Raw genomic sequence first — 24,712 nt, forward strand, 5'->3', positions numbered from 1 at the left:
GGGCGGGATGGGGGTGGCGGTCATCGGCAAAGCCATGGGAGGAAGGTGCAGACCGGATCGGGTGCGGGCTCCACGACGATGGGTTCCAGGACGATCGGGTCTTCGATGACGGGTTGTTCGATGATCGGCTGTTCGATGACGGGCCCATCCGGCGACGTGGGTGCCCCGATCAGGGCGCCATTCGCCGCATCGGGCCCGGCGGTATCGGGCACCGGGACAAGGCCCGAGTCCTCGAACGGGATCCCGATGGGCTCGATCGGGACCGGGTCGGCCTGGAACAGCAGCAGGACAAGGAAGACGGGCACGTAGAACAACACGACAATCCCGCTCAGCACGGCCACCCGGTCCAGCCAGAGCGCGCGCAGGACCGGATGGCCCCCGGCGCTGATCCGCCCCCGCGCGGTCAGCGCCCTGTGATCGGCCAGCAGCGCGGCGGCGCTGTCTGCGTCGAGGTAGGGCGTCACATGCCTGGTCTCGGCAAAGGGCAGCGCCGGGCGTCGCGCCGAATGCTCGATGCGCGGGAGGTCCAGCAGGTCGCGGACATGTCCCGGCAGGCTCGCAAAGAAGGCGACCCGCCGGCCGGCTTCGCGTTCGGCCCGAATGCCGCCGAGCAGGTCGGGATAGCTGGCCCGGTCAAGCTCCGGCAAGCCGGCGCGCCGGAACAGCGCGCGGCGGGCCCAGAGGCCGAAGAGGCTCAGCAGCGGGTAGCCGAGACCGATGCTCACGCCCCGGCCGATGTCGTATTGCACGCCCAGGCCGGAGCCGGGGGTGTAGTAACCCACCTGCAAGCCGCCGAATTCCACGTTCACGTCGGGCAGGGACGCCAGGATCACCGGAAGGATGAAATAGGCAAGGAAGCTGACGATGAAGGCACGGGTCACGCCGTGCCAGCCTCCGATCAAGCCCAGCGCGACGAAGCCGAGAACCTTGGCGACGTAGGGGACTGGATCGAGGGCGAGGAAAAAGGTGAATGCATCAAACTCCGCCTGGTAGCTGAGCCGCAAGAGGTCCAACGCGATCAGGCCCAACAGCCCCTGCATCACCTGCGGGCGCAGGTGGTCATAGGCGCGCGGGTTCACCAGCAGGTCGCGCAGCGCGCGCCCCGCCAGGAAACAGACGAAAAGCGCGACGATGTCACTTGTGCCGCGCAGCGTCGGCGAAATGCTGAATCCGCCCCCCCAATCAAGGCGCATTGTGCCGATGACCACCGAGGCCACCCAGCACCATGTCAGCAGGGGCGCGATCTGCGCCAGGCGCACGCGGCTGAGCCCGATCAGCAGCAGGACGACCTCGAGATAGACCTGCGGCGCGTGAACCAGGCCGATGGCGCCGAAGTAATACGAGGCCGTCAGCGCGAACCCGAGCGAGAGGAACAGCAGCTGCCAGGTGGTCAGCGCGGCCGTGGTGATGATCTCGTGGCGCAGCTCGGCCGAGCCGATGACGCGCGCCACCAGCAGGCAGGCGAAGTACTCGGCGGGCGTTTGCCGCATGCTCAGGCCGCTCAGGTCATACTGGACCCAGAACAGCAGCCCGCCGATGGCCACCGCCCAGAACCCGGCGCGGCCAAGCCCATAGGCGATCATCGCCGCCATCGGGATCGCGAAGGCGGTGAAGTCGATCGTCAGCGGACCGATCGCGTAGCTGAACGTGCCGAAGACCATGAATGCCGCGCCGGCGGGGAGGGCAAGGACCCACGCGCGCGCCGTGCTCTTCGGCCAGGCCTGGGTGAAGACGGTCCATTGGAACGGCTTGAACATCCACGGGAAGGCAAGCCGCACCAGCGCCGGCGTGACGATGATGGCCAGCGATTGGGTCAGAAGGACGGCGTCACTGCCCTGCGTGCCAAACTGGACCGACACGAAACCAAAAAGGCCAAGAGAAAGCACGAAGGACAGCAGGATCATCCAGATCCAGCGCAGCTCCCTTCCGGGTTGGTGGAGCCGGAAGATATCGGCAACCGCGGCGATGAACAGGAAGGTGGCGAAGGGGGCAAAGGCGATCACGACCCCAAAGCCCTGGCCGACATGCGTGACGGTCGCGAGCAGCGCGAAAAGGCCGGCCGAGCGGATCGGGACGATCCAGCCCGTTCGATGCGGCGTCGCCCCGCGCCATTCGAGATGCGCAAAGACGGCGGCCGCCAGCAGGAGGGTGCTTGCGAAGACGCTGAGGGCCGTGTCGATTGCGCCCTGGGCCCCGCCCGGCACATTCAGCGCAAAGCCGAGGCCGTCGAGGGCAAAGAGATCCCAGATGCCCCGGCCGGCCAGTGCAAAGCCCAGCGCCGAAACCAGGAATGCATCCCGCAAAGGTGCGCGCAGCGGCCAGGCCAGGGAAGATGCGGCGGTCGAGACCAGGATCGCCGTAGACAGAAGCGGGAGGCCGGCAAGCCCGGTCAGGCTGTCCGGCAGCGATGTGGCGGCGAACATGACGGTCATGAAGATCAGGCCCGCCGTGACCCAGCTCATCCCGGCAAGCACCTCCTCGAAGCTGCGCGCGGTGCCCGGCGGGCCGCGCCCGAGGAAGACGGCGTAAAGCACGCCGGCCGGTGCGAGCAGGGGCGCGGGCGCCTTGCTGCCCAGCGACTGCGCCACGACGACCAGCAGCCCGGCCCAGGCCACCCAGTTCAGGAGTTGGACGGTGGCGCGTGGCGCAGTCGACTGGCCCACCATGTGCAACGCCACCGCGACCGCCAGCACCGGGTAGGCCAGTGCCTCGGCCAGCTGCGCGGAGCCGCGCAGCTCGGCGGCATAGGTCAGGCCCAGCGCCGTGACCATGACTGCGAAAAGGCCGAACATGCGGCGCGCGGTGGCCGGGCTGGTCTGCTGCCCCCGAAACGCGTTGCTGAAGAATACGGCAAGCTCTCCGTGACGCCAGGCCTGCCGGCCTACCACCGCCTCGACCAGCGCCGCCGCGCCCGCGCCGCGCAGCCGCGGCAGGCCGAAGACCCGGTCGTCGATGGCCAGGCTGATCGCATCCCGGCCCGTGCTGTCCGGCACGAGGCAGTCCTGCACGGCATCGCGCAGCTCGAAAAGGCGTGCGTCGGGGATATCGCGCCGGACCAGCTGCATCGCCCAATCCGGCAGCCGCGCCACCCGCATCCAGCGCAGGCCGATCAGCTGGCCGATCGTGCCGCCATCGAGCAACGCGCGCCGATCCGCGGCCTTGAGCCGCGCGATGAGCGCCCGTGTCATGGCCACCGAAATCTCGGGGTAGATGCTGAGCCCCGCGAGGACCTCGCGCGCCTGGGGCGACAGGGTGCGGGTCAACCAACGGCCCATCGCGACCTGTTCGCCCTCCGATGGCTCGAAATCGCTGACCTGGGCGGTGTCGGACGGCAGCCGTCGCGAGGCCCGGCCAAGGCGGTCGTCCCCATCCTCCGCTGCTACGAGCGTCCAGGCCGGGTAAAGGTCGATCCCCGCCTTGCGCATCGCGCCCATGGGCCGGCGCAGCTGCGCCAGCGGCACCGTCGAAAGCACCGTCACCCGGCCGTGGCGCGCGAGCCTGGCCAGCCAAGGCACCACCTGCCGCGCGGATCTCACCAGGTCGTCCGGATGCGCCACGAGAAGGATATGGGTTTGCTCTGCCTTCGCGACGAGGGATTCGAAGCTGACCGTGCGCAGCGCCTTGCCGTCCTGCCCAATCTCGACCGGGCGCTCGGGCAGCGAGATGTAGTCGAAGCGGTCGACATGGATATGTTCCCGCGCGATGGCCGCGCGCAGATCCTCCACCAGGATCTGGAACTGGTCGCGGTGGCTGGCCCGTTGGAACAGGATCGTGAACTCGGGCTGCACCTTGCGCGACTGGTGCACCAGAGTCAGGTACCCCCCGTTGAGCACCGTGCGCAGCGCCGTCGCGGGGGCATCCAGCTTGCGCGTCTCGACTTGCTCGTGGCGGGTGAGCTGCGCGATCCGGGCCTCGGTCTGGTCGCCCGGTGCGAAAAAGATCGGCCCCGCGCCCTTGAGCGTCGGCCGCAGCCGCTCGAGCGTGTCGGGGATGCCGTCGCGCTCGGCCGCGAGGCGGCGGACGCGCCGCAGGACATGGATCAGCAGGCCAAGGACAAGCGCACCGACCAGCACGGCCAGGATGGTCGTGGCCGATGCGAAGAAGGGGCGCAGCAGGGACAGCAGCAGGTCGAAGGGCGAGGTCGAGGGCGGCTCGCCGCCGCAGATTTGCAGGGTCGGGTCGCAGGGCTTGGCTGGCACGGGCTCGCCGTCCCGCCACAACCAGACAAAAAGTGCCACCAGCAGGCCAAGGCCGGCAAGCGGCAACCCAATGGCGCCGAGGTAGAAGAGCGGGCCGCGCGGCACCCTGTCCGGCATGGTGATCTCGGTCGGGACGGCAACAGGCCCCTTTGACCGGCCGGGCTCATCCACCGCGACCGGCGCGCCGCCGGCATCGACGAAGGCCGACGAGATGATGTCACGCAGCAGCCGTTGTTCCTCCGGGGCCCGGGCCAGCACCGGGGACAGGTATTGCCAGGCCTCGGCCGCGGTCCGGATGCGCTGGCCGGACAACTCGAGCGCGGCCAGCACCCGCAGCACCTGCTCGACCTCGATCGGGCCGATGTCGAACCCGTGCAGGTCCCGCAACTCGTAGCAGAAGGTCTCGACGTAGCCGCCGCCCAGCGGCTCGGGAAAGACCGGGTCGTCGCGGGCCCCGACCATCTGGTCAGACCTGCGTCTTGGGCAGGCGATCCGCGAGGAACCGGCGCCCCTCGTCGCCGTCTTCCTTGAGTTTCAGCAGGCAGCCCAGCGTCGCGTCCAGCGCCTCGGGCGAGATCCGGGCATCTTCCCTTTCGCCCTTGCGGGTGGACAGCAGCACGATCCAGGCGATGACCTCGGCCAGGCCGGGTTTGCGGGTCAGCGCGACCTCGCCGCCGGTGAGGCCGAAGTAGATGTCGAGCGCGTCGCTCAGCAGCACCGATTTGCTGACCCCGCGCTGCAGGACGATCTCCGTGATGCGATCGCGCGACGGAGGCTCGATATGGTGGTAGGCGCAGCGCCGCAGGAAGGCGTCGGGCAACCGCTTTTCGCCGTTGCTGGTGATGAAGACGATGGGGCGTCGCGGCGCGAGCCCGGGGTTGAGATCGTGATCGAAGGGCGCGATGCGCAGGCCCAGTTCCGGGATCTCGAAGTAGCTTTCCTCGAGCCAGCCCAGCATGTCGTTGGGCGTGTCGCGCGGCGCCTTGTCGATCTCGTCCAGCAGAACGACGCGCCGCGCGGGCCCGTCCCGGCCCTCGAAGAAGGCGGCATGGGTCAGTTCCCCGGCCGTCTGCGGCACCACGAGGTCGGGCTTGATGGCCTTGAGCGAGGGATAGACGCTTGAGGGCATGTGCTCGATCCGCTGGCCCGGCCCGCCCGCCGCCAGCAGCGCGTGGCCCAGCCCGGTCAGGCGGAGGTAGTCGTGGGGGTTGCGGATCGTCTCGGCGTTCTGCAGGTCGCGGAACTGGCCCATGTGATCGAAACGGTAGTACAGGTCCGACAGTTCGGTCTGCGAGGTCACCGAGACCTTGATGACCTCGCCCAGCCCGAATTCGCGCGCCACGGCATAGGCCAGCTGGGTCTTGCCCGACCCCGGGGCGCCCGAGACCAGCAGCGGCTGGCCGAGGTTGAGCGCCACGTTGACGGCATTGCGCAGCGCGTCATCGACGATGTAGCGGTCCTCTTCCTTGTGGCTGCGCAGGACCGGGCGCCGCATCTCGAAATCCAGCTCTTCCGCGTGGTCGGGCGGGTCCGCCAGCCCCTTGTAGATGTGGAACCTGCTTGCCATCTCACCCTCCTCTCGGCGCGGTATCCGGGAACTCCCGCAGGAGATCCTGGAAGGCCTGCAGCCGCAGCGCGCCGCCTGCCACGGCGCCATGTTCATCGAAGACTTGCCTGAGGTGCATCTCGAAATGGCGCCAGTCCTCGCGGGACGCCTCGGCCGTCTCCTGGACGCTGGCGCACCATCGCGACACCGTGCCCCAGTCGATCTGCTCACGCATCGGCAAGAGCCGCACGGCCGGAACCCTGTCCGCGCCGTTCCGGGCCTCGGCCGCCTGCTCGTCTTGCTCGAGGCGCCGGGACAGCGCCATCCAGGCATCCTCGAACGGATCGTCGAACCGGTCATCGGGATCGACCCGGCGGAGCCAGCGCGCCAGCCACCCGCGCGGGGCCGGTTCCGGCCCTGCCTCGGCCTGTGCCGGGGCCGCCTGGGTGAAGTAGATGATGTGGACCAGGGGGCGGCGAAAGCGCAGCTGGCCCACGACGCTGTCCCAGTGCGCCAGCCAGGTCTCGAGCACGTCGCGGTACCAGGGCCGCGCCTCGCGCGAGGTCACGTGCAGGAAGACCGCCGTCCTGCGATTGCTCGCACTGGCGGCGCGCGCGATCTCGGACCGGAAGGCGGCGGCCTCCTGATCCGCGCCCAGCAGGTGATGGGGCGTCCCGTGGGCCGCCGCGCCCTGCCCGGCACCCGGGGGCGCAGGTTCCGCCGTGACATCCTCCACGACGGCCAGCTCCTCGCACAGCAGCTGGGCCAGCCGCCTGATCTTGTTCTCGGCCGACAGGCCCTCGACGTGGTTCAGGAAGATCGCGCCGGTCGACCGCCTGTCCTGTTCGCCCAGGATCGGATGCCGCTGGGACACCGGCATGAGCGCGCGTTCGATCTCGGACAGGAACTCGTCCTCGCAGCGGCGGACGAACTCGTTGGGCATGTCCGGCTCGACTCCGCGCAGCACGGCGACCAGCGGGATGTAGCCGCCCTGTTGCTGCGCATCCTGCCGGTGCGCCTGGGCCACCAGCGCCTGGGCGGCCACCACCAGCTTGTTCCGCTGCGGGAACATGTCCGCGAAATGGACGTCCTGCGTCAGAGCGTCGGCGATCTGCTGCGACTTTTCCCAGCGCTGGTCCCGGGGGCGGAACGCCTTTGTGCGCGTCGGATCGGCGCCGCGCGAGAACGCCTGCCGGAAGGCCAGGACCTCGTCGAAGTGCTTCTCTGCGCTGTGCCCGTGAAACGCCGCGACGAACAGCCCGAGATGCCCGGCCTCGCGGTGAATCCTTTCGACGAACCGCTGCGCGAGCTGGTCGTAATCCTCGGCCCCGAGCACGTATCGGTCGAGGCTCTTGAGCCCGGCGATGTTGCCGACGAAGGACTTGAACTCGGGCGGCGAGAAACAGCGCATGATCGCCTCGACCAGGCAGCTTCGTTGCTCGGTGTCGATGTGGGCTTCGCCGCGCGACAGCCAGTGCAGGTCGTGGTGTTCCAGGTCCGCCACGTCAGCCTTGGCCCCGTGTCGCTATATCCGCGGCGATCAGCGCCAGCGGCACACCCTGGTTGTATGTGGCGTCGCGCTGCCGGTCCGGGTCCGAGGCATGGTGCAGCGCCACGGGGTTCAGCTGCGCATCAAGCACCAACCCGCCTGACGAGCCGCCCACCGTGCGGGCCTTGTAGCGCAGCCTGTTCGGGCCATGCAGGCCCAGCGAGACGCCAAGCGACAGCTTGAGCGGCAGGCCCTCGGGATGGTGCAGGATCAGCAGGACCGCGCCCGCGGCAGGCGGCGGCGCGGCCTGCGACAGGTCGATCCGGGCGCTTGGGCCGCCTTGCCCGGTCACATGAAGCACCGCGTAGTCCAGCTCCTCGGGGGCGGCCAGTCCATCCTCTGTCAGGTCCGCGGCAGAGGGCGGCCGGCTGGGCCCCTGCCAGCCCTCCTCCGTCAGTTGCAGCGTGGTCACCGGCAGCGCCCCGCTGCTCCGGAGCGCCAGGTTGAAGGTCAGTTTCACGTCTCCCGCGCCGGCCTGCCCGTTCAGGATCGGTTGGATCACGTGCTGGTTGGTCAGGATGGTCCCGTGGCCCAGCGCGATGCCCGTCCCGTTGATCGTGACCGGGCCCGCACCCGCCCGCGCGGGATAGCTGGCCTGCGCCATCGCCGCGCCGATCTCGAGCAGCCGCTCGGTCCACAGGAACAGCTCGGCATCGGCAAAGCCGGCCATGCCCCGCTCAAAGGCCAGGACAGCCGCCTCGCTCGACACTTCCTCCGGGATTTCGGGGCTGGCCATCATCAGCCGGTCGTCGAGGTTCTGCAACTCGGGATTGGCCCCGTAGTCAGAGCTCTTGACCGCCGCCACGAGGTGCTGGAGCACGTAGAGCCGCTGCATCTTGTCGATCGCGAGCCCAAGCCGGACATCGGCGTCATGGCTGGCGGCGGCGTAATAGCCCAGCGCCTTCAGCCCGTGCATGTCGCGCATGACGACGGCCAGCGCGTCCATGTCATAGCCGAACGCCTCGAGGATCGCCTTCCGCAGGACTTTTCTCTGCGGCCCAATCAAATGATTGTAATTCATCGACATGCGTCACATCCAAAGCGGGACGAGATCTTGAATAAATACAACGTTAAGGGTTGTCGCTGCACCAGACAATAGAATCGTTGGCTTTCCCGGCGGCCTGGGCCTTGGCTTATACGGCGTGCTGCAATCGTAGCCCGGACAGCGGTGCCTTTCGTTCAAACCGGCGACAAGAAACGTTCAATACGCGCCGCGGGGTGGCCCGCTAGCCTGTCTCTCCAGCAGCCGGGGTCCGCACAGGAGGACGCGCCCCGGTTGCACCTGACCTGAAGGGAGAGAAAAGATGACGCGCAAGATAGATGCCCTCGTGATCCGAGCCGGCGTGGCCGGGCTGTACCAGCTGCACCAACTGCGGGAGACGGGGCTGGAGGTCCACAGGGTCGAGGCCGGCTCGGACGTGGGCGGCACCTGGTACTGGAACCGCTACCCTGGCGCCAAGTTCGACAGCGAAAGCTACATCTACCAGTGCCTGTTCGACGAACGGCTCTACAAGGACTGGACCTGGTCCGAACGCTTCCCCGCCCAGCCCGAGATCGAGCGCTGGATGCATTACGTCACCGACCGGCTGGACCTGCGGAAGGACATCAGCTTTTCCAGCAAGGTGACCAAGGCGGTCTACGACACGGCCAGGGGCCGCTGGGCGGTCGAGACGGACAATGGCGACCGCTATGACACGCAGTTCGTGATCGGCTGCACTGGCATGCTCTCGGCCCCGCTGACGGACCGGTTCACGGGGCAGGAGACCTTCAAGGACCAGATCGTCCACACCGGGCGCTATCCCAAGGAAGGGCTCGACCTCGAGGGCAAGCGCGTCGGCGTCATCGGCATCGGCGCGACCGGCATCCAGGTGATCCAGACCATCGCGCCGATGGCCGGCGCCTCGCGCGCCTCGGCGGCCATGATCTCTTCGGCCCGGCGCACGTAGCCGGGCGCGGCGCAGCGCGCACCGGACTCAAGCGCCACCCCCGCGGCCCCGGCCCATTGGCGCAGAAGCTCGACGCAGAGGATTTCCTCGATATGACGCGCCAGCGCCGCGTTTTCCGCCGCCCCCGACTGAACCACCGTGCGGGCGGCATAGTCCAGCAGCGACAGCCAGGCCGAGCCTGGCCCGCCGAACTTGACCCGCGCGGTCCAGAGCGCGTCGTCGAGGACGAACCCGTACCACCGCTCGGCCGTCTCGGCCATCACGTCATGGGCGATGGTGAGGTTCAGCTGCATGTGGTCCGGATCGCCCTCGAGCCAGTATTCGGTGCGGCTGCAATCCACAACGAAGCTTTCCCCCGCCCCGGTCGAGACCGACCCGCAATCCACCTGGTGGTCCAGCGCGCCGGCCAGGGTGTTGAGCACGATGATATTGCCGGCCTCGGGGTCGAGCCGGTCAAGGTGGATGCCGGTCCCGTAGGAAAACCGCGTCATCGTCACCCGCCCCGCCCGGGCCGAGATCATCGTCGCATCGGGTCGCGACAGCCGCACCAGCGGCCGCACCTGGTAAGGCATGTAGACAGCATGGCAGAAGGCCTGCACCTCGTCCCAATCGCGGGACCGTGACGCGCTGCCCCGCGGGATCGGCGCCCCGCCGGCATCCGTCAGAAGGGCCTTGTTCCAACAAAATCCCGCTCCTCCTCGCGATTTCGTAGCCCGGGCAGCATACTACAGTCGGACAGTCCGGGCATAAGCCTCATATCCCCCTTGCCAGGCGCGAAACGAATCGCTTCTGCCGACCGCGGATGCCCCGGGCCGCCCCTGCCCGACCACATGCCAGGCGCGCTTCTTGCGGTCGGATCGTCAGACGAGTTGACAACTCAATTCGAATCTGTACCTTTGCATCAGTTGATGTTTCAACTCCGTGCGCGTGGAGGCGTGCGCGGCATAACGGGAGGAAATCATGAAACGCGCTTTTCACGCGGCCGTGCTGGCCGCGCTCACCCTCGGCTTGCCTGGTGCAGCCTTGGCAGACACGATCAAGGTTGGCGTCGTGGCCCCTTATTCCGGACCCTTCGCCATCTACGGCAAGCAGTTCCAGGAAGCGATCGAGACCTACGTGGCCCAGCACGGCACCACCGCCGGCGAACACGAGATCGAGTTCATCTACAAGGATGTCGGCGGGCCGAACCCCGACCAGGCGCGCAGCCTCGCGCAGGAACTGCTGATCCGCGACCAGGTCGATTACCTGGCAGGCTTCACCTTCACCCCCAACGCGCTGGCCATCGCCCCGCTGATCGAGCAGAGCCAGACGCCTACGGTGATCTTCAACGCCGCCACCTCGTCGATCAACCGCGAGAGCGATTTCTACCTGCGCACCAGCTACACGCTGTGGCAGGTCTCGGCCCCGCTGGCGGAATGGGCCTATGACCAGGGCATGCGCTCGGTCGCCATCACGGTCACCGATTACGGCCCCGGCATCGACGCGGAAAACGCCTTCAAGGCCGCGTTCGAGGCCAAGGGCGGAGAGGTCGTGGACACGATCCGCATGCCGCTCAGCACCACCGACTTCACGCCCTTCATCCAACGGGTGCGCGACGCGGCGCCGGATGCGGTCTTTACCTTCCTGCCTGGTGGCCCGCCGACCTTTACCTACACCAAGACCTTCAACGAGAACGGCCTGGCCGAAGCCGGGATCACCTTCCTCGGCACCGCCGAGACCGAAGAGGTCAACCTGCAGGGCCTTGGCGATGCGGCCATCGGGCTCACCACGGCCTACCACTACTCGGGCGCGCACGAGTCCGAGGCGAACGACGCCTTCAAGGCCAAGCTGACCGAGCTCTTCCCCGATGCGGTGGCCAACTGGGCCTCGGTCGGGGCCTATGACGGCACGCACCTGATCTACCAGATGGTCGCGGCGGCCGGCAGCGACGGCCCGGCGGCGGTCGAGGCGGCGCTGGGTCTGGAATGGGAAAGCCCGCGCGGCCCCGTGACCATGGACCCCGAGACGCGCACCGTGGTGCAGAACGTCTACATCCGCGAGGTCGAACGCGACGCCGAGACCGGCCTGCTGATCAATGCCGAGAAGGGCGTGATCGCCACCGTCGGCGATCTGGGCTGGGACAAGTGAACCAACTGCCCGGGTCGGTGATGCGCCGGCCCGGGCAGGATCGCAGGGAAACGCGCGCGTTATGACACTTCTCCTCAATATCCTCGTGGACGGGATCGCCTACGGGATGATCCTTTTCATGATCGCCGTGGGCCTGTCGGTCACCATGGGCCTCATGCGGGTGGTCAACCTGGCGCATGGCGGCTTTGCCCTGCTGGGCGGGACCTTTGCCCATTGGCTGGGGTCCGACCTGGGCTGGCCGTTCTGGCTGGCGCTGCCGCTGGCGGTGCTGGGCACCGTGGCGCTGTCGATGCCGCTGGAACGGCTGATCTACCGCCGCGTCTACGGCTTTACCGACCTGCAACAGGTGCTGGCGACCATCGGCCTGACGTTCCTGATGATCGCCTCGGTCAACCTCTGGCAGGGGTCGAGCCTGCTGACCGTGCCGCTGCCCGAGGGGCTGAAGGCCAGCGTCGACCTCGGCTTCCGCACCCTGCCGGTGCATCGCCTTGTCGTGATCGCCTTTGGCGCGGCCGTGGTTGTGGGCCTTTGGCTGCTGCTCGACCGCACCCGCTTCGGCATCCGCCTGCGGGCGGCGGTGGACAACCGCGGCACCGCGTCGGCGCACGGGATCAACACCGACCGGATCTTCATGCTCGCCTTTGCCCTTGGCGCTGGCCTCGCTGCGCTGGGAGGCGTCCTGGGCGCCGAGATCCTGCCGATCGACGCCTATTACCCGTTGCGCTACATGGTGCTGTTCCTGATCGTCGTCGCCGTGGGCGGCATGGGGTCGATCCCTGGCTCGCTGCTGGCCGCGCTGGGGCTGGGCCTGCTTGAGACCGCCACCCGCTACCTGGTGCCCGACTACGCCACCATCGCCTTCTTTGCGCTGGTCATCGCGCTGCTGACGGTGCGCCCGAACGGGTTGATGGGGAAAATCGCATGAACACCACGATGAAAAGCTGGCTCCCCCCTCTTGCGCTGCTCGCGCTCGCCGTGGTGCTGTACTTTGCGCTGCCCTATAACCTCGCGTTCCTGACCCGCATCCTGATCATGGCGGTCCTTGTCCTGTCGCTCGACCTCGTGCTGGGGTTCGCCGGGATCGCTACGCTCGGGCAGGCTGCGTTCTACGGCGCCGGGGCCTATGCCGCCGGGCTCTTCGCGATCCACGTCTGGGCCGATCCGGTCGCCGGGCTGCTGGTCGCGGGGCTTGCCGGCGCGGCGCTCGCCTTTGTCTCGGGCCTGATCGTGCTGCGCACCCATGGCCTGACGCTGATCATGCTGACCATCGCCGTCGCCTCGATCTGCCACGAGATCGCCAACAAGGCGCGCGACGTGACCGGCGGCGCCGACGGGCTGCGCGGCATCCGGATGGAGCCGGTGCTGGGCCTCTGGCAGTTCGATTTCATCGGCAAGACCGGGTTCTGGTACGCGCTGACCGTGCTGGCTGTGGTCTTCGTGCTGCTGACCCTGATCGCCCGGTCGCCCTTTGGCCTGTCGCTGCGCGGCATCCACGAAAGCCCCGAGCGGATGACCGCCATCGGCGTCTCGGTCTACTGGCGCCGCGTCACCGCCTACACGCTGGGCGGCGGCATCGCGGGCCTCGCCGGTGCGCTCTCGGCGCAGGTGACGCAGCTCGTGAGCCTCGAAAGCTTCTCCTTCACCCTCTCGGCCGAGGCGCTGATCATGTTGATCCTCGGCGGCACCGGGCGGCTTTACGGCGCGGTGCTGGGTACGCTGGTCTTCATGTGGGTCCACCACTGGGCCGCCGCGAACGACCCGTTCAACTGGCTCTTCGTCATCGGCGGGCTGGTGCTGGCAGTCGTGTTCTTCCTGCCCCGCGGCATCATCGCCATCCCCACCGCCCTCAAACGCCTCGGAGGTCGCCATGCAGGGACTTGAAGTGCGCGGGCTCACGAAACGCTTCGGCGGGCTGACCGTGTCCGAGGATATCGACTTCGACCTCGTGCCCGGTGACCGCAAGGCGCTGATCGGTCCGAACGGGGCGGGCAAGAGCACCTTTTCCAACCTTGTGACCGGCATCCTGCGCCCCTCGGCCGGGACCATCCGGTTCGACGGGATGGACATCGGGCGGCTGTCGGAGGCGCAACGGGTCAAGCGCGGTATCGCCAAGACTTTCCAGATCACCACGCTGTTCCGCGACCTGACGGTGCGCGAGAACCTGGCGCTGACGATCCTCGAACGTCAGGGGCGCGGCTACCAGATGCTGCGCCGCGCGGGGCGGCACGCCGACACGGGCGCCGAGGTTGCCGCGCTGATCGACCAGTTCAAGCTCGAGGCGCTGGCCGACACCCGCGTCGCCGATCTGGCCTATGGCCAGCAGCGGCTGGTCGAACTGGCCATGACGCTGGCGCTGAAGCCCCGGGTTCTGATCCTGGACGAACCCGCCGCCGGGGTGCCCTCGTCCGAAACGCACCTGATCATCGACGCGATCGAGGCGCTGCCGCCCGAACTCGCCGTGCTTATCATCGAACACGACATGGACCTTGTCTTCCGCGTCGCGCGGCAGATCATCGTGCTGGTGCAGGGCCGCATCCTGACCGAGGGCACGCCGCAAGAGATCGCCACCAACGCGCAGGTGCGCGAGCTGTACCTCGGAGGGCACGGACATGACTGACCCCGTCCTGACCCTGTCGGGCGTCACCGCGGGCTATGGGCCCACCCATGTGCTGAAGGGCATCGACCTGACGCTCGCGCGCGGAGAGCCGGTCAGCGTGATCGGCCGCAACGGCGCCGGCAAGACCACGCTGCTGAACACGATCATGGGGCTGACCAAGATGCACGGCGGCGCCATCACGCTGGGAACGCGCGACATCACCGCCCTGCCCCCCTTCCGCCGCAACGCGGCCGGGATCGGGTTGGTGCCGCAAACCCGCGATATCTTCAAATCGCTCACGGTCGAGGAAAACCTGCTGGCCGCCCAATCCGGCGACGCGACGCTGGACGAGGCCTATGCGCTTTTCCCCCGCCTCAAGGAACGCCGCCGCAACGGTGGCGGGCAGCTCTCGGGCGGCGAGCAGCAGATGCTGGCCATCGCGCGCACGTTGATGACCGGCCCGGACCTGCTGCTGCTGGACGAGCCGCTGGAAGGGCTCGCCCCGGTGATCTGCGACCAGCTGATGCAGGTCTTCGACGACATCGCCGCCACCGGCACCCGCACGGTGGTGCTGGTCGAACAGCATGCCGAGGCCGCCCTGACCTTTGCCCGCCGCGCCCTGCTGATGGCCGGCGGCACCATCGTCCACGATGGCCCCGCCGCCGCGCTGCGCGGCTCTGACCTGCTTGAGCGCCATATCGGCGTCGCCCTGCATTCATGAGGACCCCCACATGACCGAAACCCTGATCGAAGGCCACAAGCCACTTGCCCCGCCACCGGGCATCCCCGTGCTCGACATCGACCCTTATGACGTGGACACGCTCTACACGCCGCACGCCTATTACGAGGCCCTGCGCGCCGCCGGGCCGGTGGCCTATATCCCGCGCTACCAGGTGCTGGCCGTGGGCCGGTTCGACGAGACCAAAACGACGTTCTCGGACCACGAGACCTTTGTCTCCTCTCGCGGGATCGGGCTGAACGATTTCAAGCTGGAAAAGCCCTGGCGACCGCCGTCCATCATCCTGGAAGTCGATCCGCCCGAGCACACGCGCACCCGCCGCGTCATGTCCAAGGCGCTGTCGCCCAAGGTGGTGCGCGGCCTGATGGACGATTTCCGCAACAGTGCCGCGACCATCCTGGACGGCCTGCTGGGCCGCGAGATCGAGGCGGTCGTGGACCTGGCCGAGGCCTTCCCCACGGCCGTCTTCCCCCGCGCCGTCGGCATGAAGGACGTGCACACCCGGCATCTTGTCGATTACGGCGCCATCGTCTTCAACGCGGTCGGGCCGGACAACGTGCTGCGCCAACGCGACATGGCCCGCGCGCCAGAAGTGGCCGCCTGGATCAACGCCGCCTGTGCCCGCGACCGGCTGACCGACGACGGTCTCGGCGCCCTGGTCTACGCCGCCGCGGACGCGGGTGACATCACCGAGGCCGAGGCCGGGATGCTTGTCCGGTCGTTCCTGTCGGCCGGGGTCGATACCACCGTGACCGGTATTGGCAACGCGCTGTGGTGCTTTTCGCAGAACCCCGACCAGTGGGAGGCGCTGAAAGCCGACCCGTCGCTGATCCGCCCCGCGTTCGAGGAAGTGCTGCGCTACACCTCGCCGGTGCACACCTTCCTGCGCACCGCCGACCGTGACACCGAGATCGGCGGCCACCCCGTGCCCGAGGGGACCAAGGTGCTGTGCGTCTTAGCCTCGGCCAACATGGACCCGGAAAAGTGGGGCGACCCGGAGGTGTTCCGCGTCGACCGCCGCCCGGTGGGCCACATGGCCTTCGGCGCGGGCATCCACGGCTGCGTCGGCCAGAACATCGCCCGCGGCGAGCTCGAGGCGCTGCTGTCGGTGATGATCGAAAAGGTCGACCGGATCGAGCCCATGGGCGAGGCCATCTGGCGGCCCAACAACGCAATCCGGGCGCTGGACAAGCTGCCCCTGAAACTGATCCCAAGCTGAGGCGGGAAAGGACCGAACAATCGTGAAAGTGACCTATATCCAGCCCGATGGCAGCCAGCAGGTGGTCGAGGGAATCGAAGGCGACAGCGTGATGCAGACGGCCGTCAACGCCGGCGTGCCGGGCATCATCGCGGAATGCGGCGGCTCGATGGCCTGCGCGACCTGCCACGTCTACGTGGACGCGGCCTGGGCCGACAAGACCGGCACCCGGTCGGAAAGCGAGGAAGACATGCTCGACTGCGCCATGGCCGAGATGACCGACCGGTCGCGCCTGTCGTGCCAGGTCAGGCTGACCGCCGACCTCGACGGGCTGACCGTCCACGTGCCCGAGGATGATTTCTGAGGCATCGGGCCACGGTGCCCCGTCGTTCCGTGGCCCGCCCCCGTGACAAGGCATGAGAATGCGGCTAACGCTCCGGCCCGGAAAGGGCCGCCCATGACCGATGACATGACGACCACGACAGGCGATGCACGCCTGAACGCTCCGACCCGCCTGCGCGACGGGACGGAAATCCTGGATATCGACCATTACGCGCCGTTCCTGCTGAACGTCGTCAGCTCGGCCTGGGGGCGCAAGACCTCGGCCATCTACCGGCGCGACTTTGGCCTTGGGCTGACCGACTGGCGGGTGATCTCGATGCTGAACATCGAACCGGGCATCACCGCCAGCCGGATCTGCGACGTGGTGCGGCTGGACAAGGGCGCGGTCAGCCGGTCGCTCAAGACGCTGGACGATCTCGGGCATCTCGACAGCGAACAGCCCTCGGGCGACCCGCGCAAGCGGCTGTGGCGGCTGTCCGAACAGGGGCAACTGGTGCATGGGCGCATCATGGCGGTCGCCCTCGGCTGCGAGGCCGAGCTGGTTTCCGGCATCACGCGGGACGACCTGGCCACGACGCTGCGCGTGCTGCGCACCATGCTGGTGAATATCGACCCCAAGTAGGGCGCGGGCTCAGCCGGTCTCGAGCCGGAACCTGAGAAAGCGCGCGCCGTCGTAGTCGACCTCTCCGGCCGGCACGGCGCCAAGCCGGGCCAGCGCGCCCAGGTGCCGGCGCGACGGTGGCAGCAGGAATGTGACATGCGGGATCCGTGCATCCGCCCGCGCGAAGGCCAGCGCCTGCTGCGCGATCCTGTGGCCAAGACCGAAGACATCCGGCCTCAGGACCAGCCCGAAGTCCCAGTCGTCGCCTTCGCGCTGGAACCCGCCCCAGCCCACGTAGGCCCCGCCGTGCAGGATCGCCCAATGGCCCAGCCCGTCGCGGGCCCAATGCGCCTCCTTCGCGGCGACGAACCGGCGCGCGGCCTTCGCGTCCCAGGCAAAGGTCAGCAGCGGCATGTGCTCGGCCACGCGCGGGTCGGACATGTGGGCCGCGATCTCGGCCGGGTCGACCTCGGTCAGGCGGGCAAAGGTGATCTGCTGGGGCATGGCTGGCATGGTCCGGGTCTGGTCTTTGGGCGGGGTCTAGCACGCCGCACTGCCCAGGGCGTCCCCGCGCCGGACAAGAGGCCGTGACCGGCCTGTAACCTCGGCTCAGGCCAGCCCATGCGCGATGAGCGACGCCGCACCGTCGCGGACGGCCTGGCGTGCGGGGATCATCTCGCGCCCCAGCAGCGCCCGGCAGGGTGCGGTGTCGAAGGTGACGACGCGGCCCAGCGAGGGCGTGATCCAGCGCAGCGCCGGCTCGCGCCGGGCCAGCAGGCGGACCAGCCAGTCGGGCGCCGGCAGGCGCGGGACCGGGTGGCCGGGATGGGCCGCGCGCAGTTCGGCCGCGATCTCGCGCAGCCAGATCTGCTGGCTGGCGGCGATGATGCGCTGGCCGGCAGTGGTGTCGTCGGTCAGAGCGGCAAGGTGCAGGTCGGCCACGTCCCGCACATCGACGACAAAGAAGCTGACCCGCGGCACCGCTGGATCGCGCGCGGTCAGCAGCCGCTGGATCACGCCCAGCGACGCGCCCGTGTCCGCGTCCAGCGCCGGGCCGAAGACAAAGCTGGGGTTGATCGTGGTGAGCTTGAGACCAAGCGCCTCTGCGCGCTGCCAGGCCGCGCGTTCGGCCAGGGTCTTGGACAGGGCATAGGGGCTGAGACCCGGCAGATTCGGGTCGGTCCAGTCGGTGGTGGTGAACCGCGCGACGGCCCCGGCCTTCTGCCCCGAGATCGCCGCCACCGAAGAGGTCAGTACGACCCGCGCGATCCCCGCCCTGGCGGCCGCGTCCAGCGCCCGCGTGGTGCCGTCCACGGCGGGCAGTACCAGCGTCTCGGGCGTGTCGGGCTGTTCCAGCGGGACCGGAGAGGCGGTGTGGACCAGCGCGCCGCATCCCGCCATCGCCTCGGACCAGCCCGCGTCGCGGGTCAGATCCAGCAGGCAGAACGCCAGCCCCTCCGGGTCGCGTCCGAGATGCCGCGCGAGCGAGGCGCGCACGTCCTCCGCCTTGGCCACGCTGCGCACCGATCCGCGCACGGCATGGCCTGCGCGCAAGAGCGACAGGAGGATGTGACGGGCGATGAAACCGGAGGCACCGGTGACGAAGACGGGACGGGTCATGGCGCCTTGGTTCCATCATTGCAGGGCCAGCGCAAGATGGATGGGGAGGCTGGGGGCATTGCCCCCGTCCGCCACGGGCGGACTCCCCCAAGGTATTTTTGAAACAATGAAGGGATTGGGGGCGACGCACAAGCGACCCGGACGGGCCTGACAACACGCCTCGAGGTCGCCTGCTTGTTGTCGGCCTAGGCTGGCTCTTCGATGCGGTACATGAAGACGCCAACGGCACCAGCCCCGGTCTCGTTCAAACCGACGCTGTTTCGCACCCCGACATCATCGCTTTCGATCAGAAGGGAATCGCCCCTGAACAGCGTGATGTGATTGTTCCAGGCGTTATGTCCCGGACCCTTGTCGTAGACCACATGCACTTCGCGCTCTCCGACATTGATCACGTGAACCTTGGTCATGGCGCTTCCCGGAGGAACAAGGATCGTCACATCCCCGCCAAGCGATACAGCCATGGTTCCGCTGTAGAGCGGAGAAGGTTGCGTTACGGACATGGTCATTCTCCCCACATCAAAATGATTGAATTCACTGACAACAAACAACCATTGCATGATCCCTTCTGCTGATCAACGTCTTGCATCCGCCTGAAAGGCGCGACCGGGACACGAGCGTCCGGTCAAAGCGAAAGGGCGCCCTTTTGGGGCGCCCTTTGCTTTACTCGACCGGGTGGGCTCTCATCGCCTTTGCAGAGCAAAGACGACTGCCGCCCACTGAAGTAATCTCGGCGAAGCCGTGATTACTTCAGGATCTTCGAGACCACGCCCGAGCCGACGGTCCGGCCGCCTTCGCGGATGGCGAAGCGCAGGCCTTCTTCCATCGCGATCGGGGCGATCAGCTCGACGTTGAACTTCAGGTTGTCGCCCGGCATCACCATCTCGGTGCCTTCCGGCAGCGTCACGGTCCCGGTCACGTCGGTGGTCCGGAAGTAGAACTGCGGACGGTAGTTCTTGAAGAACGGCGTGTGACGGCCGCCTTCTTCCTTCGTCAGGATGTAGACCTCGCACTCGAAGTCGGTGTGCGGCGTGACCGAACCCGGCTTGCAGAGAACCTGGCCGCGCTCGACGCCCTCACGGTCGACGCCGCGCAGCAGCGCGCCGATGTTGTCGCCGGCTTCACCGCGGTCCAGCAGCTTGCGGAACATCTCGACGCCCGTGCAGGTCGTCTTCTTGGTGTCGCGGATGCCGATGATCTCGATCTCGTCGCCCACGTTGATCACGCCACGCTCGACGCGGCCGGTCACCACGGTGCCGCGGCCGGAAATCGAGAACACGTCCTCGATCGGCATCAGGAACGGCTGGTCCACGGCGCGGGCCGGCTGCGGGATGTACTCGTCCACGGCCGCCATCAGTTCGCGGATCTTGTTCTCGCCGATCTCCGGGTCACGCCCTTCCATCGCCGCCAGGGCCGAGCCTGCGATGATCGGAATGTCGTCGCCGGGGAAGTCGTAGGCCGACAGAAGCTCGCGCACTTCCATCTCGACCAGCTCGAGCAGTTCCTCGTCGTCCACCTGGTCGACCTTGTTCAGGAACACGACCATGGCGGGGATGCCCACCTGGCGGCCCAGCAGGATGTGCTCGCGCGTTTGCGGCATCGGGCCGTCGGCGGCGTTCACGACCAGGATCGCGCCGTCCATCTGGGCGGCACCGGTGATCATGTTCTTGACGTAGTCGGCGTGGCCGGGGCAATCGACGTGGGCGTAGTGACGCGCCTCGGTCTCGTATTCCACGTGCGCGGTCGAGATGGTGATCCCGCGGGCCTTCTCTTCGGGCGCGCCGTCGATCTGGTCATAGGCGCGGAATTCGCCGAAGTACTTCGTGATCGCAGCCGTCAGCGTCGTCTTGCCGTGGTCAACGTGACCGATCGTGCCGATGTTGCAGTGCGGTTTGCCGCGTTCAAACTTTTGTTTCGCCATCGTGGCCTCGCATTTGTGGGGTCCCTGGTGACCCGATTTCCATCGCGAGGGCGTTTATTGAACCGGCAAGGGAAAATCAAGGCCCTCCTGCACCGCCGGGGGCCAAGATGCGCGGGGAAATGTCACTCCGTTGCGGCGGGTTGCGCCTCGGTGGCGGGAATATCCGCGGCGGCGGCGACCGGGGCCGCCCGCGGCGGTGTCGCCTCGGGGCCGCCGAACCATTTTTCCTCGCGATTCTTGCGCTGCAGGTAGGTTTCGATGGTCTTGGCCATGGATTTCGACAGCGCCAGCATCTGCTCTTCGGCACTGCGGGTGTAGCCCGAGCCCAGCAAGGTATCGCCCTCGATCGCCTCGATCACGGTGAGTTGTTCGGGCTTTTCCGTCAGCTTGGTGCCCTTGGCATCGTCCCAGACCGTCAGGTTCACGATCAGGATCGACTTGGGCGAGTAGATCAGCGGGATGCCCGGCTGCGCCAGGACATAGCCATCGACGCTGATCCCGAGGTGATAATAATGCGTGCCATCGTGCCGGTGCGGGCCAAAGCGCGCGTTCATCGCGTCGGTCATGGCGGTCACCCACTGGTCCGGCTCGACCTCGCGCGAGGCGGGGCCGACGACCGGTGCCGCGGCCACCACGGCCAGGTGACCCATCAGGAAATTTCCCAGCGGTGGCGGGGCCTTGTCCAGGTCGTTGCCGGTGGTGCAAGCGGCCAGCACAAGCCCGGCCAGAAGCAGCATCAGTCGCGTCATCCAATGGTCCCCTTCGCAATCCTGTCCTGCCGGGATACAGGACCGGGGCGGGGGACGCAATTCGCCGCAATTGGCAGGGTTTCGCCGGCGCCCTATATTCCCGGCATGGACCAGATCGTCGACAACTCTGCCCTGCCTGTCCGTGTCCCGCTGGCGACACGGCCCCGGTCGATGCTGCAAAGCCTGCGCGACTCGCGCGAGAACCTGCTGAGCATCCTGCCCGAGATCGCGACACGCCAGCCCATGGTGTCGGGCCGCACGGGCCTGCGCTGGCACATGGTGATGGAGCCGGGGGCGATCCGGCGCATGCTGCTCGAGAACGTGGACAACTATCCCAAGTCGGTGGTGACCAAGAACCTGCTCGAGCCGGCGATCGGCGATTCGCTGTTTGTCGCAGAAGGCGCGCATTGGCGCTGGCAGCGGCGGGCGGCGGCACCGGTCTTTGGCCATCGCAACGTGACAGCGCTGGGGCCGGTGATGAGCCATGCCGCCGCCCGGGCGGTGGATCGGATCGGCGCGGCCGGGCCCGGTCGCGCGGTGGACCTGGCGCAGGAGATGGTGACGACGACCTTCGAGGTGATCTCGGACGTGACCTTTTCCGGCGGCGAGGCGTTCGACCGCAACAAGGTCCATGGCGCCATCGACGCCTATATCGACGGGGCGGCGCGGACATCCCTGTTCGACATCCTCGGGTTTCCGGGCTGGGTGCCACGACCGGCGCGGATCTTTTCCGGCCGCGCGGTGCGCGACATGAAGGCCGTGGCCGACCGCGCCATCGAGGAGCGGGCGCGTCGCGGCCACGAGGGCGTGCCGGACCTGCTGGACCTGCTGCTCAAGGCCGAGGACCCGGACACCGGGCGCACCATGTCCACGTCCGAGCTGCGCGACAACCTCTTGACCTTCATCGTCGCCGGGCACGAGACGACGGCGCTGACGCTGGCCTGGGCGCTGTATCTCTGCGCCTTCGATCCCGCCGTGCAGGACCGGGCCCGGGCCGAGGCGCAGGCCGTGCTGCAGGGGCGCATCGCCGGGGCCGAGGACGTGCCGAACCTGCCCTTTATCCGCCAGGTGGTGGACGAGACGCTTCGGCTTTACCCGCCGGCCGGGATCATCTCGCGTACGGCGCAAAAGCCCGACGTGCTCTGCGGGCGCGAGATCCGGCCACGCGACACGGTGATGATCCCGATCTACACGCTGCACCGGAACCACGCGCTCTGGCCCGATCCGGACCGGTTCGACCCGGAGCGTTTTGCCGACCGCAAGGCGATCGAGCGCTACGCCTACCTGCCGTTCGGCGACGGGCCCCGGATCTGCATCGGCGCCTCCTTTGCGGTGCAGGAAGCGGTGATCATCCTGGCCACGCTGCTGTCGCGGTTCCGCTTTGCGCCCGTGCCTGGACGCGATCCGAAACCGGTGATGATCATCACCCTGCGGCCCCAGGGCGGCGTCTGGCTGACGGCAGACCCGGCCTGACCCCCAAGATTATTCGTCCGAATAATCTTGGGGCCCGCCCCCTTGCCGGCGGTCGCGGGGGGCCGAAAAGTCTTCGGACGAAGACTTTTCCCGCTCAGCGCGTCGGCACCGGCGTCTCGCCGCGGTAATCGTAGAAGCCGCGCTTGGTCTTGCGGCCGAGCCAGCCGGCCTCCACGTACTTGGTCAGCAGCGGGCAGGGCCGGTACTTGGTATCCGCCAGCCCGTCGTGCAGCACGTTCATGATGGCAAGGCAGGTATCGAGCCCGATGAAATCGGCCAGCTGCAACGGCCCCATCGGGTGGTTCGCCCCCAGCCGCATCGCCGCGTCGATCGAGGCGACGTTGCCGACCCCTTCGTAAAGCGTATAGCACGCCTCGTTGATCATCGGGATCAGCACGCGGTTGACGATGAAAGCCGGGAAATCCTCGGCGCTGGCCGCCGTCTTGCCCAGCTTTTCCACGATGGCGAGGCAGGCCTTGTAGGTTGGCTCGTCCGTGGCGATGCCGCGGATCAGTTCGACCAGCTGCATCACCGGCACCGGGTTCATGAAGTGGAAGCCCATGAAGCGTTCCGGCCGGTCCGTGCGGCTGGCCAGCCGCGTGATCGAGATCGACGAGGTGTTCGAGGTCAGGATGGTCTGGTCCCCGAGATGCGGCGCCAGCCCGTCAAAGATCTTGTGCTTGACGGCCTCGTTCTCGGTCGCGGCCTCGATGACCAGGTCCAGGGGCCCGATCTCGGCCAGCTCCAACGTCGTGCCGATGCGGGACATGGCCGCGTCCCGCTCGGCCGCGCTGATCTTTTCCGACCCGACCTGCCGGTCCATGTTCTTGCCGATCCGGGCCACGGCGGCATCCAGCGCGTCCTGGCTGATGTCGTTCAGCGTGACGTTGTACCCGGCCAGCGCCATCACGTGGGCGATCCCGTTGCCCATCTGGCCCGCGCCCACCACCCCGATCGTCTGGATATCCATTAGCTGCCCCGCCGCTTCATTGCCCGCCAGAGCCTATGCTCAGGCTTCGGCGATGCCAAGAGCCCGCGCAGGATAACGAAATCGCAAGGCGCGCCGATTACGGTGCCGGCGATTTCGCCAACGGACGGCCCACATGACGATCGACGCTCTTGCCTCCGGCGCCCTGAACTACCACCCGTGCCGCTACGGGCGGTCACGCCTGCTGTTCCGCGGCCCGCAGCGGCCCCTGACCGGCGACTACATCGCCTTCCTCGGCGGCACGGCCACCTACGGCAAGTACATCCCCAGGCCCTTTCCCGCGCTGGTCGAGGAAGCGACCGGCCTGCCCGCCGTCAACCTCGGCTGGATCAACGCCGGCATCGACGTCTTTCTCAAGGACCCGGCGGTTCTGGCCGTGGCCGAAGGCGGCAGCGCGGCCGTGGTGCAGATTACCGGCGCCAAGAACCTGTCGAACCGTTTTTACCAGGTGCATCCGCGCCGCAACGACCGCTTCCTCGAGCCGACCGAGGCGCTGCGCAACCTCTACAGCGACGTCGATTTCACGACCTTCCACTTCAACCGGCACATGATGATGGCCCTGCGCGACCGCTCGGAATCCCGCTATCGCAAGGTGGTCGAAGAGGTCCGCGCCGCCTGGGTCGCGCGGATGCGCGTCTTCCTCGGCCAGTTGCGGGTGCCGACGGTGCTGCTCTGGATCGCCGACCACCCCCCGGACGAACCCGGCATGATCCAGGACGCGCCGATCGCGCGGCAGCCGGTCTTTGTCGACCGGCAAATGATCGAGGCGGTCGTGGACAGCGCCGCCGCCTATGTCGAGGTCGTGGCGACGCCCGAGGCCATGGCCGAGGGCACGCGCGGCATGGTCGTCACCCCGGTCGAATTGCCGCAGGCCCGCAAGGAACTGCCCGTCGCCGTCCACCAGCAGGTGGCAGAGGCACTTGGCCCCGTGCTGCTGGACCACGTCGGCGCGGGCGAATACTGAAAAAGGCCCGCGCATCGGCACGGGCCTTTCGTCCTTCCGTAGGGCGGGGTTTCACCCCACCACGCCCTCACAGCTTGCCCGTCAGCTCCGGGACGGCGGTGAAGAGATCCGCGACCAGGCCGTAGTCCGCGACCTGGAAGATCGGCGCCTCTTCGTC

At 67.9% G+C, this 24,712-nt stretch carries 21 protein-coding genes and 1 pseudogene; 11 read left to right on the forward strand and 11 right to left on the reverse strand.

Annotated features, from left to right (window positions below):
• Positions 1-20: 20 nt before the first annotated feature.
• Genes MF270_RS23680 through MF270_RS23695 form a run of 4 tightly spaced genes read right to left on the reverse strand, consistent with a single transcriptional unit; the run spans position 21 to position 8,321 of the window.
• Positions 21-4,661 (reverse strand): hypothetical protein, encoded by a 4,641-nt coding sequence (locus MF270_RS23680; RefSeq protein WP_238368216.1) that lies wholly within the window; start codon positions 4,659-4,661, stop codon positions 21-23.
• Between the two features lie 4 nt (positions 4,662-4,665).
• The gene (locus tag MF270_RS23685; protein WP_238368217.1) at positions 4,666-5,766 is read right to left on the reverse strand and encodes an AAA family ATPase; all 1,101 of its coding nucleotides are present in this window, start codon (positions 5,764-5,766) and stop codon (positions 4,666-4,668) included.
• A gap of 1 nt (position 5,767) precedes the next feature.
• Entirely contained in the window at positions 5,768-7,249 is a 1,482-nt protein-coding gene (locus MF270_RS23690) for a hypothetical protein (protein ID WP_238368218.1), read from the reverse strand.
• 1 nt (position 7,250) lies between these two features.
• Positions 7,251-8,321 carry a trypsin-like serine peptidase gene (locus tag MF270_RS23695; RefSeq protein ID WP_238368219.1) on the reverse strand — a complete coding sequence of 357 codons (1,071 nt, stop codon included), beginning with the start codon at positions 8,319-8,321 and terminating at the stop codon, positions 7,251-7,253.
• A 277-nt stretch (positions 8,322-8,598) separates the two neighbouring features.
• On the opposite strand from MF270_RS23695, the gene MF270_RS23700 reads away from it, so the two are divergent.
• Positions 8,599-9,240, forward strand: a complete 642-nt coding sequence (locus tag MF270_RS23700; RefSeq protein WP_238368220.1) for a flavin-containing monooxygenase — start codon at positions 8,599-8,601, stop codon at positions 9,238-9,240.
• A 74-nt stretch (positions 9,241-9,314) separates the two neighbouring features.
• Here the strand turns inward: MF270_RS23700 and MF270_RS23705 are convergent.
• Positions 9,315-9,812, reverse strand: a pseudogene (locus tag MF270_RS23705) (AraC-like ligand-binding domain-containing protein); the annotation flags it as partial.
• Between the two features lie 388 nt (positions 9,813-10,200).
• On the opposite strand from MF270_RS23705, the gene MF270_RS23710 reads away from it, so the two are divergent.
• From MF270_RS23710 to MF270_RS23745, 8 genes are all read left to right on the forward strand, one after another.
• Complete coding sequence (locus MF270_RS23710) at positions 10,201-11,367, forward strand: ABC transporter substrate-binding protein (protein WP_238368221.1); 1,167 nt, start codon at positions 10,201-10,203, stop codon at positions 11,365-11,367.
• Positions 11,368-11,428: 61 nt separating this feature from the next.
• The gene (locus MF270_RS23715) at positions 11,429-12,292 is read left to right on the forward strand and encodes a branched-chain amino acid ABC transporter permease (protein WP_238368222.1); all 864 of its coding nucleotides are present in this window, start codon (positions 11,429-11,431) and stop codon (positions 12,290-12,292) included.
• Positions 12,289-13,248 carry a branched-chain amino acid ABC transporter permease gene (locus MF270_RS23720; protein ID WP_238368223.1) on the forward strand — a complete coding sequence of 320 codons (960 nt, stop codon included), beginning with the start codon at positions 12,289-12,291 and terminating at the stop codon, positions 13,246-13,248. The genes MF270_RS23715 and MF270_RS23720 overlap by 4 nt, the downstream gene beginning before the upstream one ends.
• Positions 13,235-13,984 carry an ABC transporter ATP-binding protein gene (locus MF270_RS23725; RefSeq protein WP_238368224.1) on the forward strand — a complete coding sequence of 250 codons (750 nt, stop codon included), beginning with the start codon at positions 13,235-13,237 and terminating at the stop codon, positions 13,982-13,984. Before MF270_RS23720 ends, MF270_RS23725 begins: the two co-directional genes overlap by 14 nt.
• On the forward strand, positions 13,977-14,684 hold the full coding sequence (locus tag MF270_RS23730; protein WP_238368225.1) for an ABC transporter ATP-binding protein: 708 nt from the start codon (positions 13,977-13,979) through the stop codon (positions 14,682-14,684). Before MF270_RS23725 ends, MF270_RS23730 begins: the two co-directional genes overlap by 8 nt.
• A gap of 10 nt (positions 14,685-14,694) precedes the next feature.
• A complete protein-coding gene (locus tag MF270_RS23735) occupies positions 14,695-15,921 on the forward strand; it encodes a cytochrome P450 (RefSeq protein ID WP_238368226.1) in 1,227 nt (408 codons plus the stop codon).
• A 19-nt stretch (positions 15,922-15,940) separates the two neighbouring features.
• Positions 15,941-16,264 carry a 2Fe-2S iron-sulfur cluster-binding protein gene (locus tag MF270_RS23740; RefSeq protein WP_238368235.1) on the forward strand — a complete coding sequence of 108 codons (324 nt, stop codon included), beginning with the start codon at positions 15,941-15,943 and terminating at the stop codon, positions 16,262-16,264.
• Between the two features lie 105 nt (positions 16,265-16,369).
• Positions 16,370-16,864: a MarR family winged helix-turn-helix transcriptional regulator gene (locus MF270_RS23745; protein WP_238368227.1), complete on the forward strand. Its 495-nt coding sequence runs from the start codon at positions 16,370-16,372 to the stop codon at positions 16,862-16,864.
• Positions 16,865-16,873: 9 nt separating this feature from the next.
• Here the strand turns inward: MF270_RS23745 and MF270_RS23750 are convergent, their stop codons facing one another.
• From MF270_RS23750 to MF270_RS23770, 5 genes are all read right to left on the reverse strand, one after another.
• Positions 16,874-17,347: a GNAT family N-acetyltransferase gene (locus tag MF270_RS23750; RefSeq protein ID WP_238368228.1), complete on the reverse strand. Its 474-nt coding sequence runs from the start codon at positions 17,345-17,347 to the stop codon at positions 16,874-16,876.
• 105 nt (positions 17,348-17,452) lie between these two features.
• Positions 17,453-18,463 (reverse strand): NAD-dependent epimerase/dehydratase family protein, encoded by a 1,011-nt coding sequence (locus tag MF270_RS23755; RefSeq protein WP_238368229.1) that lies wholly within the window; start codon positions 18,461-18,463, stop codon positions 17,453-17,455.
• Between the two features lie 185 nt (positions 18,464-18,648).
• Positions 18,649-19,020 (reverse strand): hypothetical protein, encoded by a 372-nt coding sequence (locus tag MF270_RS23760; RefSeq protein WP_238368230.1) that lies wholly within the window; start codon positions 19,018-19,020, stop codon positions 18,649-18,651.
• Between the two features lie 185 nt (positions 19,021-19,205).
• Positions 19,206-20,381 (reverse strand): elongation factor Tu, encoded by a 1,176-nt coding sequence (tuf, locus tag MF270_RS23765; RefSeq protein ID WP_238368184.1) that lies wholly within the window; start codon positions 20,379-20,381, stop codon positions 19,206-19,208.
• A gap of 122 nt (positions 20,382-20,503) precedes the next feature.
• Positions 20,504-21,130: a hypothetical protein gene (locus MF270_RS23770; RefSeq protein ID WP_238368231.1), complete on the reverse strand. Its 627-nt coding sequence runs from the start codon at positions 21,128-21,130 to the stop codon at positions 20,504-20,506.
• A 105-nt stretch (positions 21,131-21,235) separates the two neighbouring features.
• Between MF270_RS23770 and MF270_RS23775 the strand changes: the two genes are divergently transcribed.
• Complete coding sequence (locus MF270_RS23775; RefSeq protein ID WP_238368232.1) at positions 21,236-22,603, forward strand: cytochrome P450; 1,368 nt, start codon at positions 21,236-21,238, stop codon at positions 22,601-22,603.
• Between the two features lie 94 nt (positions 22,604-22,697).
• Here the strand turns inward: MF270_RS23775 and MF270_RS23780 are convergent, their stop codons facing one another.
• Positions 22,698-23,573, reverse strand: a complete 876-nt coding sequence (locus tag MF270_RS23780; protein ID WP_238368233.1) for a 3-hydroxybutyryl-CoA dehydrogenase — start codon at positions 23,571-23,573, stop codon at positions 22,698-22,700.
• A gap of 133 nt (positions 23,574-23,706) precedes the next feature.
• On the opposite strand from MF270_RS23780, the gene MF270_RS23785 reads away from it, so the two are divergent.
• Complete coding sequence (locus MF270_RS23785; RefSeq protein ID WP_238368234.1) at positions 23,707-24,555, forward strand: DUF6473 family protein; 849 nt, start codon at positions 23,707-23,709, stop codon at positions 24,553-24,555.
• The last annotated feature ends 157 nt before the right edge of the window (positions 24,556-24,712 follow it).

The organism is Mesobacterium pallidum (genome assembly GCF_019966535.1).
Taxonomy (GTDB): domain Bacteria; phylum Pseudomonadota; class Alphaproteobacteria; order Rhodobacterales; family Rhodobacteraceae; genus Mesobacterium; species Mesobacterium pallidum.